The organism is Fibrobacter sp. UWR4 (genome assembly GCF_003149045.1).
Classification (GTDB): domain Bacteria; phylum Fibrobacterota; class Fibrobacteria; order Fibrobacterales; family Fibrobacteraceae; genus Fibrobacter.
The window spans coordinates 1-14,955 of sequence record NZ_QGDU01000038.1; the positions used below are offsets into that span (position 1 = coordinate 1).

General features: G+C 49.9%; 11 protein-coding genes. 8 read left to right on the plus strand and 3 right to left on the minus strand.

Features of this window, described 5'->3' with window-relative positions:
• Positions 1 to 740: 740 nt before the first annotated feature.
• Positions 741 to 1,736: an FISUMP domain-containing protein gene (locus BGX12_RS13115; protein ID WP_158278258.1), complete on the plus strand. Its 996-nt coding sequence runs from the start codon at positions 741 to 743 to the stop codon at positions 1,734 to 1,736.
• Positions 1,737 to 1,794: 58 nt separating this feature from the next.
• On the opposite strand, the gene BGX12_RS13120 is transcribed toward BGX12_RS13115, so the two are convergent.
• Together BGX12_RS13120 and BGX12_RS13125 are read right to left on the minus strand one after the other, a co-directional pair.
• A complete protein-coding gene (locus tag BGX12_RS13120; protein ID WP_109736499.1) occupies positions 1,795 to 2,589 on the minus strand; it encodes a hypothetical protein in 795 nt (264 codons plus the stop codon).
• Positions 2,586 to 3,392 carry a YkgJ family cysteine cluster protein gene (locus tag BGX12_RS13125; RefSeq protein WP_109736500.1) on the minus strand — a complete coding sequence of 269 codons (807 nt, stop codon included), beginning with the start codon at positions 3,390 to 3,392 and terminating at the stop codon, positions 2,586 to 2,588. Before BGX12_RS13125 ends, BGX12_RS13120 begins: the two co-directional genes overlap by 4 nt.
• A gap of 154 nt (positions 3,393 to 3,546) precedes the next feature.
• Here BGX12_RS13125 and BGX12_RS13130 point away from each other — a divergent pair, with 154 nt between their 5' ends.
• The 5 genes from BGX12_RS13130 (at position 3,547) to ruvB (ending at position 9,652) form a co-directional block, all read left to right on the plus strand.
• Positions 3,547 to 4,869 (plus strand): tetratricopeptide repeat protein, encoded by a 1,323-nt coding sequence (locus BGX12_RS13130; protein WP_109736501.1) that lies wholly within the window; start codon positions 3,547 to 3,549, stop codon positions 4,867 to 4,869.
• Positions 4,870 to 4,871: 2 nt separating this feature from the next.
• A complete protein-coding gene (locus tag BGX12_RS13135; protein ID WP_233246396.1) occupies positions 4,872 to 6,125 on the plus strand; it encodes a conjugal transfer protein TraF in 1,254 nt (417 codons plus the stop codon).
• A 48-nt stretch (positions 6,126 to 6,173) separates the two neighbouring features.
• The gene (locus tag BGX12_RS13140) at positions 6,174 to 7,637 is read left to right on the plus strand and encodes a LamG-like jellyroll fold domain-containing protein (RefSeq protein WP_109736502.1); all 1,464 of its coding nucleotides are present in this window, start codon (positions 6,174 to 6,176) and stop codon (positions 7,635 to 7,637) included.
• Between the two features lie 168 nt (positions 7,638 to 7,805).
• Entirely contained in the window at positions 7,806 to 8,423 is a 618-nt protein-coding gene (gene ruvA, locus BGX12_RS13145; protein WP_109736503.1) for a Holliday junction branch migration protein RuvA, read from the plus strand.
• A 182-nt stretch (positions 8,424 to 8,605) separates the two neighbouring features.
• On the plus strand, positions 8,606 to 9,652 hold the full coding sequence (gene ruvB / locus BGX12_RS13150) for a Holliday junction branch migration DNA helicase RuvB (RefSeq protein ID WP_109736504.1): 1,047 nt from the start codon (positions 8,606 to 8,608) through the stop codon (positions 9,650 to 9,652).
• Positions 9,653 to 9,853: 201 nt separating this feature from the next.
• On the opposite strand, the gene BGX12_RS13155 is transcribed toward ruvB, so the two are convergent.
• Entirely contained in the window at positions 9,854 to 11,299 is a 1,446-nt protein-coding gene (locus BGX12_RS13155) for a BamA/TamA family outer membrane protein (RefSeq protein ID WP_158278259.1), read from the minus strand.
• A gap of 61 nt (positions 11,300 to 11,360) precedes the next feature.
• On the opposite strand from BGX12_RS13155, the gene BGX12_RS13160 reads away from it, so the two are divergent.
• Positions 11,361 to 13,778, plus strand: coding sequence for an MMPL family transporter (locus tag BGX12_RS13160; protein WP_109736506.1), 2,418 nt, complete (start codon positions 11,361 to 11,363; stop codon positions 13,776 to 13,778).
• Positions 13,759 to 14,952, plus strand: coding sequence for a pyridoxal phosphate-dependent aminotransferase (locus BGX12_RS13165; protein ID WP_109736507.1), 1,194 nt, complete (start codon positions 13,759 to 13,761; stop codon positions 14,950 to 14,952). The genes BGX12_RS13160 and BGX12_RS13165 overlap by 20 nt, the downstream gene beginning before the upstream one ends.
• The last annotated feature ends 3 nt before the right edge of the window (positions 14,953 to 14,955 follow it).

The following is a 14,955-nucleotide window of genomic DNA, read 5'->3' on the forward strand; positions in this document are numbered from 1 at the left end:
TGTAGATGTAAAGATAGCCTACGAATGGGAATCGGAATCGAGAGAATCATCTAGCAAGGCTGCCTAAATGCTTCCACACATGTTGATGATGCCTCAAAAAAGAAGAGTGGAATATCCCTAGAAATTATCTTGAAATTTTAGGCACGTGCGATTCAGACAGCCTATACAAAACCAAGTATTATTCAACGACACTATACGTCTGCAAAGATTCAGGATGGGTAATAGCATCTCATAACGAGAAAAAATTTGGTATATGCACACCAACGCGAGAAGGAACCGTCGAAGACGGAAATTACATTTGCAAAAGCGGCACCTGGACATCGGCTAGCAAAGAAGAAGTTCTTGGTGAATGCAATCAGGAAAGAGACAATGAATTAGTGAAGTATAGTGTTTTCCATTACATCTGTAAAAAGAGTAAATGGGTATTTGCTTCGGATTACGAGATTGAGTACGGAGCTTGCACAGCCGAGAGAGACGGCGAAAAACAGGACTCTGTAATTTGTAAAAACTCCACATGGCGCTTGATGACTGGTTACGAATACTATGGTGCCTGCAATAGTACATTGCAAGGAACAATGTTTGGAAAATATGTCTGTGACAATAAAAACTGGAGAACCTTATCGTCTGATGAAATTAAGCTTGGAGAAGCTTGTATTAATGAGATCCAAAACAAAGTTGTTAAGTACTCAGAAAAAACGTATTATAGGTGCTACAACAAGAAGTGGTATACGTCCACCTATTTGGATTACGAATATGGAATTTGTACTGCAGACGACTCTGATAAGAACGCAGTTTACAACGACACCATCTATGCCTGTATACATAGTACATCTACAGGGATCAACGAATACTATTGGAAAAGCACCTATGTTAATGCTATACTAGGAACTTGCCTCGAAGAGAACTACGGTACTGTCAAGGAATATAAAAACGAAGAATACCTGTGCAAATACCTTTGGAGAAAAGATAAAAACCAATACGACAATCTATTCGGATTTTGCTCAAAAGACAAAATAGGAAACGTCGAAACCAATAACGACACCTTGTTCATTTGCACCGAAAATTTTGAATGGATTCGCGCAAGAAAAGATACCTTCCTTGGGGAATGCAGCAACAGTAATTCTGGAGACAAAAAGACTTTCTATGGTCAGGAATACATCTGCCGTGGTGATGGATGGGAGCCTGTTTTCGGAACATTGACGGACTCTAGAAACGGGCAATCCTATCGTACCGTCGTATTGAAGAACGCGGTCTGGATGGCAGAAAATCTAAACTACGAAACCGAAAACAGCTGGTGCTTCGAAGATGTTGCATCCAAGTGCAGTCAGCATGGTAGACTTTATACTTATGAAGCCGCATTGAAGGCGTGCCCCACAGGATGGCACCTTCCTGATGTTGAACATGACTATTATAACACCGTATATCAGAGCTACGTCTATACATCACCTACAGGCTGGCAGGGCGCAAGCGGAACAGGTTATTCGGACTTGTACATAGAAGGCTCTGGAATTAGGAAAGCCAGCGGAAACTTCATATACGAAAATAGACTTAGCGGATTCTGGTTTGCTGACGAGCTTAACAGTGACACTGCGTTCGTAAAGTGTGAAGTTGATCCGTCCTATTCTGTGAGAAGCGAATGCTACAATACGAATAGAGAACTTCCGACTGCTTCAAATTACTCATCATCCATCGCCCCGAAAAAAGACGCCTATCCGGTTCGTTGCGTAAAGGACTAGAGAACAGCCGATGCTGACCTGCGTCAGCATGACCTGAGGGGCGTCTGTCTGCAGGACGTTAGAGTGGTTTATGTTTCTGGAGTGCTCGTATATTTTTCGGAAGCACTTCCTTGTGCCACTTGGTCCATTCCTCGAAATAGATGTACAGCTTTTCCTGCTTGCGGAAATTACGGCCATGTACAATGCGGCGGCCGTTGGATTCTACAGGCGGAATGACGATGTGAAGGCATTCGTGGTAAACAACGCCTGCAATGGCGTACAGCGGACAGTTGGCGGCATCATAGCCTTTGCTGATACTAATCAGATGGAAGTCTTCACCAGTAATTGGATCCTTACGTACGGAATGGAAACTGAGACCGCCAACTCGATTACTCCAGGTAATCCTGCAGGTCAACTTGTTCTCGAAGTAGGTTTCGTTAATGGCCGCTAGAACTTCATCAAGATTATGATATTTACCCTGAGGGCAGATAGGCGGGACACGTCCCTTGCTGGAGATGGGCGCCTCCCCCATGTCCACCAGAGTCTGGTCTACCAGCGTCCAGAAGCGGCTCACCAGATCCTTGATAATGGCTTTGTTCTTGGCGGTCTTGCGGCGTATGGCGTGTTCAGCCCACTGGGCGGCAAGCTCGCGGGCCTGGGTAAACTCCGGAGCCTTCATATAGGCGGGGAGCATGACCTCGGGATGTCCAAAGAGGAATCCTGCCTTACAGCGGATACTTTTCTTCAGGAGCGGATTGTACTTGAACCGGACAACGCCTGTAGAGTCAAGGTTCGTTTCCTTGACGTCTTCCTTAGGTTCTTCTACCTTGGGCTGGGCGCCGAACAGATCCAGCTGTATCCCGAATAAACTCACTTAACAGCCTCGTTTGAACCGAGGGTACCTTCAAAGCTGTTTACGGCCAGCAGGCCACCGAAATAGCTTTCGGGCAAGTCCAGCAGGGCGTAATGTTCAGAGATCCCATAAACGGCGTCCTCGATATGGTCCGGCAGGTACACGATGTAGCTGTCGTTTTCGGGAGTACGGAGGTGTTCGGGAGTGCAGAACTTGGGATCCGTCTCGCTGAAATACATCCTGCAGGAAACTGGTCTTAGCTTGTAGACACCGCAGTCTCCCTTATAGTCGGAGAAGGGACAGGGCTTCCAATTCGCAAAATACTGATGGAGGGCGGCGTCTTCGGCCTGATCGTCAAAGTCGTCCTCAACGGATTTCACAATCTCTTGCGCCTGTTCATGGAGTTGCTTGTTCTTTTCGTAAAGACTTTCGAACAAAGTAGAGCGCACCTGGCAGGCTTCCATAATGGAAAGGAGATCGTCCCGCTTACGAAGTTCGTTGTACAGGAACACCAGCTCGAAGGGTTCCACGGACATGGGGTAATGGTGGCAGCAGTTGCCGCAGGCGGGCCTACACTGGATAGGACGAGGCTGCTGTGGCAGAATGGCGTTCAAGTACCCTTCAAAAGCGTCGTGATATTCCTGGGTAAACGCAAGAATGTTCGGCAATTCCGAGGCAAGATTGTCGGGACCGATGGCGGATTCGCGTCCTAAGGAGTCCGCCAGCTGATCCAGGCGGTCCCTTTCCTTGCGCAAAAGTGCGGCAAGACGCATCTCCGCAATGCGGTATGCCTTGGTGGGAAAATACTCTTTGTAGGAATCCATGGCCCAAATATACCTTTTTTTGAAAAAATTGCCATTACGAGCCAAAATCGCCCGAAAGTAAAGAAAAAAATGCAAAACTTACATTGAAAAAAGGGTGTTTTTATTTTTTTTGTAAGAAAAATGTTATCTTTTGCGGTAAATTTGGAATTCTAAAATGAAAAAGAAATTTCACACGAAATTAGTCCTTTCCGCAGTATTTGCGACTGCACTAAGCTTTGTCGGCTGTAACATTTTCAACCCGACTGAAGATGTCCGTATTAAGTCCGACGACGCTGCCGCCCTCACCTACGAAGGTTACCTGCATTTCCAGAAAAACGAGTATACCGAAGCTCGTGATTATTTTGACAGGGCAATTGCCGCGGACTCTGCCTACTCCGAAGCCTGGTACGGCCGTGCCAAGTGCGTCCTGAACCAGCAGCCTGGCCTGAATCTATTCCAGCTTATCTCCTATGCTAAGATTGAGGAAGGCCAGAATGCCGCAAGTAAGTTCATGACCATGCCTGATGAGGACGTGCAGAACATTTCCAGTGGCATCGACTCCGTACTTTACTATCTGGATCCGTTCATTGAACGAGATTCTACTGGCCGTACGGACAAGAGAATTTCCTTCAGTAACTTTGCAAATAGCTATGCGATTCTTCAGATGACCAAGGTCGCTCTTACCGTCCGTAAGGCAAGCCTGAATCTCCAGAGCCTGTTTGCAACGGACCCCAATACAGGGTCTATCGCCATTAACTGGTCCGAACTTACTCCTAGTGCCTTGGGCGAATCGACTAAGGAGACCTTCTCTGCACTGGCGGCAACAGCCCAGACCTTGAAGACCAATCCGGAAGCTACCAACGCTATTATTCGTGAATATGTCCCTGGTTCTGAACTTTTGACAGATACTGCACTGATCCTTGCTACCGACGTGATGGCAGACCAGATCATCTCTATTGCTGAAGTGGTGAACAATTCCGAAATCGACCGTGCCGACGTATTCCTGCTGGTGGGAAACCACATGGATGACGACGGAGACGGTTGCGTTGACGAAGAAGTATTCGATGGCGAAGATAACGACGGAGACGGCGAAGTGGATGAAGACTTGCGAGCAAACAACACCACTACCCGCGAATTCGATGTCCGTATCCATAGCCCCATCCAGGTCATGAAGGTGACCTCCCCCGAAGACTACCAGCTTGTGGACATCGACGGTGACGGCCTGATGGGCGAAGTGGACGAGAAGGAATACAAGTTCATCATTGAAAAGTCCAACGATCGCAAGGACGTGGGTGACCATCGATTCCGTTTTGCCGCTAACTTTGGCTGGTACGGCTCTACCATCGAAGAAAGAATTGCAAACAAGGAACTTGTCCGTCACGATACGGATATCAACAATATCAAGTACGATCTGGACTGGCGCAAGAACTATGTTGGTGGCTGCTGGGCAAACTACGACCAGGCAAGATTCCTGAAGTGGTTTGAAGGGAGGAAGTAATCGTGAAACGTTTATTTGCAGTACTCGCAATTGCAGGCCTTGCAACTCTTTCCTTTGCAGCAAAGGCTCCTACCCATCATTCTCTCCGTGCAGAATCCATGGGTAACGCCCATGTGGCCGTGGTGGACGACAAGGAAGCCATTTATTACAACTACGCAGGTCTTTCCCAGATCAACCGCCTGGGTAACTTCAATGAGCGTCCGGAACAGGGCTACTATCCTCGCAACCTTATCGGTGACATGAGATTGAACCTGGGTGGTGCAGGTCCTTTTGAAAAGTACTTCTCCACCTATAACGACGTCAAGAAATTGCAGGCTCTTTACCAGCGTGCCCATGATATGGCGGAGCTTTTAGGCGTCGGCAGTACCAACATTCTGATGGACTCCCTGAGCGCCCATCCGGAACTGATCAACACCTTGAACTCCTACGACCACAAGACTTTGGACATGAAGATCAAGATGGATGCCGAAATGGCCTTCCATGGTTTCGGTGCATCAATCTGGGTAGACGGTAGCATCGCTCCTTACCTGGACGGTGGCTTGATTCTCCCCTACATGGCTATTGATACCTTCTATGTGGACGCAGTGGCTCAGGCTGGTGTTGCTTACAGCTTTACGGATGACTTCTCCGTAGGTATCGGCGGTAAGATCGCCAAGCGCCAGAAGGTAGACATGATGACCATGGATGTGCTGAACTACAGCTCCCTCCAGGATACTCTTGAAGACCGCTATCACGACGCAACCGACAAGTTGTTCGACTTCAAGTCTATTTCCGTAGGTATGGATATTGGTATCCTTTACCAGCTGACCCGCGAATTCCGTCTAGGCATGTCCCTCCGTGACGTCTACTTCAAGGAACTGGCTGGGGATCGTATCCGTCCGAACCTTACTGCCGGCTTTAACTACAGCCCCCGATTCTTTAACAAGAATACTGGTTATGGACGCAAGCTGAACTTTGCCTGTGATTTTGAGAATGCCCTGTCCGGTGATAGAAACTACAAGCCCCTCTCCCACTTGAATTTCGGTATGGAAGTGGAACAGAACATCCTTGCATGGCCGGGCTACAACAACGAAATCCGTGCTCTTGCATTGCGAATCGCCGGTGGTTTCAGAGGTGGCTACCCCACTGCAGGTATCGGCCTGGAAGTGCTCCGCTTCTTTACCTTCGAACTTGCTACCTGGGCTGAAGAAATGGGTTATTACACCGGTCAGGATGAACAGCGCGTGTACATGGCTCAAATTAGTCTCGGTTTCTAAAAATTTATATATATTCAAAACAGAGTTTTTTAGCATTAGGAGGTTAACATGAAAAAATTTCTGATCCCATCCGTACTCGCTTTTGGCCTTATGGCATGTTCCGAAAGCACGGAATCTGTTGTTGCGCACGACGTGGTTGTACCCTACAAGGTGGGGGATAACGTAAGCCTTTGGCAGCATCTGAACGAGGATGGCGTTGCCGAATACTTTGAAGAAGAGGGCATTATGCCTTCTGAATTGGCAACACCCAATAAGGAAGTCAAGTGCGAAAACGCCTTGCGTATGGACGGAAACACCGTTTATTTCGACGAGATGGAAGGCATTTACCAGGAAGGAACCCTGGTGGATGGTGTCTGCGGTAATGCAGTTTCCCTGAAGTCCGGCGAAGTGGCCCCCTTGTCCATCAACATGATTCTCCCCATGGAAAAGGGTACCGTAGAATTCTGGTTCAAGCCCAATAGCGATTTCTACGACAAGGACGCCCGTACCCTGCTGGGTAATGACGAAGCCCGCGTCCATTTCTTTGTCCAGGACAACAAGATTATCTTCCAGAAGAATCACGCCGACAAGCATTTCTATGTGACGGGTGATCTGAATCTGAATGACGGCTGGAATAAGATTGCCGGTCAGTGGGACGGCACCTACATGAGCATCTGGGTAAATGACCAGATGGTTGGCAAGGTTGCCCATACCTTGGGTTATGAACCTTCCTCTCGTGGCTATACCTACGGTAACCTCATTGTTATTGGTTACAAGAGCCGCTGCTGCATGGAAGGTCCGGGCCAGTACAGCTCCATGACCACCAGCGGTGCTTACGACCAGGTTCGTATTTCCAATATCGCCCGCTATGAAATTTCTAGCGATCTTCCGGCTGACTCGACGGAAATCGAAAGCTCCTCCAGCGAAGCTGAAATTGTGGAAGATTCCGTCAACGTGAATTCCAGCGACAGCCGCAGCTACCTGCTGTACGAAGATTTCGATAAGGATTCCGTGTACAAGGTCCAGCTGACTCAGGGCGTTTCCGGCAACGCAGGCTCCTTCGGCAATGGCGACATGATGGTCCTGGACGCATTGGACGAGTCCATTCCCCAGGGAACTTTCCAGTTCTATTTCAAGCCCAGCGAAAAATTCAAGGAAATGCGCAATGCTGCCCTGGTAGGTTCCGACGAAGGCCGACTGACGATTCAGAAGTCCGGCAACCAGTACTACTTCTTCAAGAATCTTCCGGATAACAAGATTTACGTGAATGGTTCTGCAGAATTGAAGGATGGCTGGAACAAGTTTGCCGGTCAGTGGGATGGCAAGTCCATTTCCCTGTACATTAACGACAGTCTAATTGCAACCAAGGAAACCGATACCGCTTACGAACCGTCTACAAGGAATCTTTCTTCCGCACCTTATGGAAACGCAATTCTTGTGGGGTACAAGGACTATTGCTGCACCACCGGTGACGATGTTTACGCTTCCGGGGAATTCGACGAAATTATCGTTACTGAAGATCTGCTGTATTAAGCCGAATCAAAATCAATCTTTCTGATTTATAAAAATCGTCTGGTTTCGCTAGACGATTTTTTTTGACGTTTTCACAAAGACTGCACAAAAGTGTAAGTTTCGTCTTGACAGGGACTGATTTAAAGTATATATTTGTGCAGTAAACAAAAGTGCACAAGGTTTTAGGCTATGATCGAGAGAATTCGCGGTATTTTGCTTGAAAAGTCCCCCACCTTTATCGTTGTAGATGTGGCGGGAGTTGGCTATGGCATCAATATTTCGGCATATACCGCAGGCAAACTGCCCGAAGTTGGCGATGGAAATACCGAGGTTACGATCCACACGAATTTAGTGGTTCGTGAGGATTCCATGACGCTTTTCGGCTTTGCCGACAAGACGGAAAAGGATTCCTTCCTCATGCTTCTGGATGTGAATGGTGTTGGCCCGAAAATGGCACAGCGTATCCTGAGTGGAGTCTCCCCCGCCGATCTCTTGAACATGATTGCCAGCGACAACAAGTCCGCCCTGAGTAAAATTAAGGGTTTGGGCAAAAAGACCTGCGAACAGATGGTCCTTACCTTAAAGGACAAGGCGGGAACAATGTTGCAGGGCCTGGGGAATCTTGAAGGAAGCGGAGTCACCAGCATGGGTGCCCTCACGGGAGCCAAGCTGGAAGCCGTTCTTGCACTCCATACCCTTGGCGTAAAGGATCCTGCAGCAGAAAAGGCCGTGGTCAAGGCAGTAGAAGTTCTTGGGGACGCCGCTGATGCAGCAACACTCATTCCCGAAGCCCTAAAATACCTTTAACAACCCGCAATTAGAGATTAGAGACTGGAGATTAGAGACTAGAAACTAGGGATGTCGAGAATACTCCATATGAAAATTTAAAGACGAACCCATCCAGAAATCGCAAACGCATGCATCCCGCTGTCCTAACCCCTAGACCCTAGCCCCTAAAACCCCCTAGCCCCTATACCCTAGCCCCTAATATGGAAGATCAGCGTATTATTTCCCCAGAATGTCGTCTTGGTGACGAAAGCGATGTGGAACGCTCCCTTCGTCCCCCTTCACTAAGTGAATTTACCGGACAGAAAAGTATCAAGGAAAGTCTTTCCATTGCGATCGAAGCGGCAAAACACCGCGGCGACTCGCTGGACCATTGCCTGTTTTGCGGCCCTCCCGGCTTGGGAAAGACGACATTGGCAGGGATTATCGCCCGAGAGATGGGTGTCAATATCCATATTACCAGCGGGCCTGTCCTGGAAAAGGCAAGCGACCTGGCGGGACTTTTAACCAGCCTGCAGGAAAATGATGTCTTGTTTATCGATGAAATTCACCGCCTGAGCCGTGTGGTGGAAGAATATCTCTACCCCGCCATGGAAGACTTTAGACTGGACATCATGCTGGATTCCGGCCCCACCGCCCGAAGCGTGAACCTCCCCCTGAAACATTTTACCCTAGTGGGGGCGACAACCCGAAGTGGCATGCTGACGGGGCCTCTCCGAGACCGTTTTGGACTGCATTATCGCCTGGAACTGTACGACGAAGAAGACCTGATGAAAATCATCATGCGTAGTGCGGATATCCTGAATGTGAAAATCGAGGAAGATGCGGCCCGACTGCTGGGCGGTCGTTGCCGTGGTACGCCCCGAATCGCAAACCGTGTATTAAGGCGTTGTCGTGACGTGGCGCAGGTCCGCGGGAATGGCGTCATCGACCAGATGTCTGCGGGAAAGACCCTCGACATGCTGGGCATCGATAGCGAAGGCCTGGACAATATGGACCGGAAGATTCTTGCCCTTATTATCGATAAGTTTGGCGGCGGACCTGTTGGACTTGGAACCATCGGGGCGGCTATTGGCGAGGAGGCGGACACGCTGGAAGAAGTCTACGAGCCTTACCTGATCCAGAAGGGATTGCTCTCCAGGACACCCCGCGGGAGAATGGTTACCACCCTAGCCTACAAGATGTTGCACAAGACTCCCCCAACCCGAGGGTTTGCAGCAGAAAGTACCCAAGAAGAATTAGCATTATAAGATGCAAAGGGCGGGGCTGTCCCCCGCCCTCTGGACACCCACCCCAGCTAGTTATTCATCAATCGAAATGAATAATGAAGGTATTCATAACTAGCATTATGTCAGGATTGGCGGGGCTGTTGGTTTTACACACACACCGCATTGCGGGCACCGTCCAATTCGGGCGGTGTTTTTTTTGCGTCGTAAAATAAAGCGGGTTTATTACTTAAATTCGGGAGCGATGGTCATCACCAGGTTCAAGCCATGGAGACCATGGAAACCGAACTGGAGGCGGAACAGGTACATGTTGGGCTGACGCACGCGAATGCCAAAGCCCCAGGAGTTGTAGAATTTGTCGAAAGACCAGTCCGTAATTGTCGGGGAAACCATAGCATATTCGTTAAAGATGACGCCATCCACAAAGCGGTCCACAGGCCAGCGATATTCACAGCTTAGGCTCATCATGTGGTGTGAAGACCAGGCGTTTCCGTAACCGCGGAGAGGAGTCCTTGCATTGAGAGTGGGGAACGCGTTGTAGGGAGCGCCACCTTCTTCCATTTCCCAGATATTTAACAGGCGGTACTGAATGGCGATAACGCGACGTTCCAGGAGGGTGTTCCTCACGTTTTCGGGTCGCCAGATTCTCATGGCCTCATCCCAGCTGAAGTCCGTATAGAAACGTCGGGTTGTGCGGGCTTCCTTGGCAGAAAGGATGTACTGCTTTCCGGTTGATCCCAGGTAAAAATAATGCTGGTAAAGGAATTCCGTCTTGATGAAGTCATGATTCATGCCCCCATCCTTCAGGGTTTTCCCTTCGCCTTTGGGAGGTTTCAATCCCAGGTCCTCATAATCAATTCCGTCGTATTCGGGAACAAAATTGTAGGACCCGATCAGACCAATTCTGAAACCTTTTGAAGGTGCGTAGGGATAGTCCAGATTGTCGTAGAACAGCGAAATTCCTAAGGGGAACTGCATTCCCTTCTGGTAAAGTCCCCTATCCTGAATGGGATACTTGTCGCTAATCAGGATGGAATCCTGTCCATCAGGGAGGCTTGCGTCATTAAATCGCACTGTTCCCCAGAATTCAATGTTCCAGTTCATGGATTCAGAAATGGGGCGTCCCAATCTAAAGGTCATCCACACGCTGGAATCCGGCTGGGTAAAGCGTTCCTTGGTTTCCGGGAGGATAAAACTTGCGTCGCGGTCCTTAAGCATGTTCAGGCGATAGCCGCCAAAGAACTTGGAGCCAAACAGGGAATGCTTGGTATATCTCATGGCAAGTGAAATGTCCCCGTTAGCATAATAGGCGAACTGGGTCACCAGATAATCCTGGTCCAGGAGAATTCCGCGATGTCTATAGTTGGCGCCGATCAAAGTTGTAGATCCCGGCTTCAAGTTGAAGCTAGGATAGACCATGATGTTCTTCTTTTCGCCGTAAGTAATAAGATCCACGCCCTTCTCCAGGACTCCATTTTTCACGGTGTAGTGGATGGGAGCGGAGATCGGATAGATTAGCCCGTTCAACGCCGGCTGAATGATATGGTTGAATGCCCAGAGGTAGAAAGGTTCGGATGTTTTTACCTCGACGGAATCCCCGGACGGTGACGCATCGGATGTTTCGGAAGCATAAGCCTGTACTGCAGCGAGAAGCAGCAGCAAAATAGCCATATAGGGCCGAAGGACTTTTGAACCGAAACACATACACCTCCAATATAATTATATTGTGGCTATGTATTCCGCTATTGCAAAAATTATACGAGGTTTGGCCGCCTACCCCAGGGCTGTCGCCCTCTTCCTCCTTGCATTGGCGATTCTCTCCATTTATCCCGTAAGGCACCTGCGCTGGGATTTGCAGCTCCAGGACGCCTTTAACGGAAACGACTTCCAGATGGATTACGAATCCATCGAGGACGCCTTTGGTGGCCTGGGCAGCCTGACGGTGGTTTTCCAGTCCGGCGACAGCCTGAAAAACTATCTGCAGGCGGAAAAGTTCGCCCAGGTATTCCAGAAGGACACGCTGGTCAACTTTATCGAATATGCGGCGGACGTACAGTTCTACGAAAAGAATAAGCTGCTCTACGCCAGCGAGGACGACCTTTCCAAGGTTCTGACGCACATTGAATCGTTCCGTGAGAAAGAGAACCTGAAGCACAATCCGTTCTACGTGGAGCTGGAAGAACCGGCGGACACCCCGCAGGTCCAGCAGGTCGCCGGCGGCTTTATCCGTCAGGTGGAGGAAAAATACTTCCGCAACCTGCAGCAAAGTTTCTCCAATCCCGACGGAACGGTCCGCGTCATTGACATCTACCCCACACAGTCCCTGTCCGACCTGCAGGCCAACCGAGTGCTGTACCATAGGGTGCTTGCCTACATGAAGGAAAACGTGGTTCCTGCGGGAATCCAGGTGTACTATGGAGGAAAGGTCTATCAGTCAGTCCTGACGGGGCGAACCTTGCTGCCCGAGGCCAAATTTGCAGGCGGCATGGCAGTCCTCTTCTTCCTGCTGCTTCTTGGAATTCATTTCTACAAGCAGCCCCAGCTGATTCCCATTTCGGCCATCCCAATGGCTCTGCCCCTGCTGTTCATGCTGTCTGCGGCCTATTTCCTGTACGGAAGAGTTTCACTCTTTACCATGGTCCTGATGCTACTGCTGCCAGGGCATGCCTGCCAGATTCTGGTCCATATCCATACCCGCTACTACCACGAAAGACTGCAGAAACTAAGTCCCGCCCTCTGTCTCGAAAGCGCCCTTTTGGGAGTAGGACCTGCGGTAGCGTCTTCCAGCCTGATCATGGCAGGGCTGTTCCTTTCCCTGAATCTGGTTCCCCTTCCGGGACTTCGTGAATTCGCGAACCTGGGTGCTATCGGAGCCATCCTCAACTTGTTTATCTGTCCTGTGCTGGCTACAGCTACCCTCAAGTACATGCAGCGGAACAAGTCCTTCAACGTGGGTTCACACATCCACAGGCCCTTCAACATCCCCCTGATTCCAAGCAAGATCAACTGGATCATCATTTTTGCAATCAGTGCAGTAAGCCTAGTGGGACTTGTCTATGGAGGTTTCAACCTGAATTTCCTTTACGATTTCAGGCAGACCGAATTTAAGCACCATCAGACTACGGTGGATTCCCTGATCAGCACCACAGGTTTCTCCACCTACGATCCCATCATTATCATGATGCCGGACTCCTCCTACAACAATAAGCTGATGCAGGATTTCAACCACCTGCAGGAACGTGGCCGCATTCCGGACTTGGGACGTATCTACACCCAGTACCAGTTCCTGCCCAAGGAATCCCAAAGCAAGAAGAACCAGATCGACTATCTCAAGCACCAGGTGTCGCCTGAAGTTCTTGGCCAGCTGGGAGTAGAAGATAGCACCGCTATCGTCAACATGCTGAGCAGTTATGAAACTGACTTCAGGGAATTTGAACTTTCCCAGAATATTACCCGCAAGTTCTCCGACAAGCATGGAAATTCCGGCGTATTCGCCTTTATCGTCCCCACCAAGGATCCCAATAACGGTCTGGCCTGCCGCCACATCTACAGGCAGCTTCAGCAGCTGGAAGATGTTCAGGACAAGAAGTTCAAGATTTGCGGGACACCAGTGCTTCGCGCCTTGGTGCTGGATACCATCCTATCCAACGTGGGAAAAAGCATTGTCCTTGGGTCCATTATCCTGTGGTTGCTGCTGCTGCTTTTCATCAACAACCTGAACCGAGCCATCTTTATCATGCTGCCCTCCATGTTTGCCTTAAGTTGGCTGACGGTTATTCTCTACGGCATGAACTTCCACATTTCAGTCTATAGCGCCCTGTCGTTCGTGCTCGTCATCGGAGCCAGCGTGGATGGATCCCTCCAGCTCTGGTCCTCCTATTTCGAGAAGCCTACGGGAACCACTGCCGTGATGGTCCTCCAGACAAAGCTTTCTTCTGTTCTTGTCGGGCAGATTGCAGCAATTCTAGGCCCTGTAGCCATGATTTTCTCTTCCCATCCTGGAATCCGCAATATGGGACAAGTAACCCTTATTGGTCTTGTCTGCATCATTGTAGCCCAGCTTACGATTTACCCTCTCATTGCAGGAGCGCTGGACCAGCATCGACTCCGCAAAAAACAAAGGCTTGAACATGAAAGCACTCTCCAATAGAACTTTGAATATTGCAGCATCCCTTACCGTAGCCATCGACACCTTGGCAAAGCAGATGATCGCAGACGGCAAGGACGTGGTAAGCCTTGGCGCAGGTGAACCGGACTTCCCTACCCCGGAACCCATCCGTGCAGCCGCCTGCAAGGCCATTAACGACGGCAAGACCCGCTACACCGCTCCCGTAGGCATCATGGATGTACGCAAGGCTGTTGCAAAGAAGTTGAAGGACGAGAACGGCCTGGACTACAAGCCGGAACAGATTATCATGACCAGCGGTGCAAAGCACGCCGTGTTCAATTCCTTGGCAGCCCTCATCAATCCGGGCGACGAAGTGATCGTTCCCGCACCTTACTGGGTGACCTATCCGGAACTGGTGAAGTGGCTGGGAGGCACTCCCGTATTTGTGCAGGCCACCAAGGATGCGAAGTTCAAGATTACCGCAGAACAGCTCCGTGCAGCCATTACGGATAAGACCAAGGCCATCCTTCTGAACAATCCCTGCAACCCCACCGGCGCAGTCTACACCAAGGAGGAACTTGCTGAACTTGCAAAGGTAATCGTTGAAAAGGATATCTACTGCATTTCCGACGAAGTGTACGAATACTTCGTCTACGATACCGAATTCGTTTCTGCAGCGGCCTTCCCCGGCATGGCGGAACGTACTATCGTCATCAACGGTTTCTCCAAGTCCCATTGCATGACGGGCTGGCGAATCGGTTACGATGCCGCTCCCGCTGAAATCGCAAAGATTATCGGCAAGATCCAGGGACAGGCAACACACCACCCCAGCAACGTGGCCCAGTATGCAGCTCTTGGCGCGCTGGAAATGGACAAGTCCAACGTGGAAGCCATGCAGGCCGCATTCCTCAAGCGTCGCAATTACATGCTGAAGCGTACCGCAGAAATTCTCCCCGTGCCGGCACACGCACCGGAAGGAGCCTTCTACCTGTTCGCTCCTGTAGAAGCATTTTACGGCAAGAAAACGCCCGAAGGAAAAGTCATTTCCGGCTCCATCGAGCTTTGCGAATACCTGCTGCAGTCTCAGGGTCTGGCCATCGTTCCGGGGGCCGCCTTCGGTGACGACACCTGCGTTCGATTCTCCTACGCCGCAAGCGATGAAACTCTTGAAAAGGCCTGCGACCGCTTTATTGCCGGTCTGAAGGCGCTTGCTTAATTT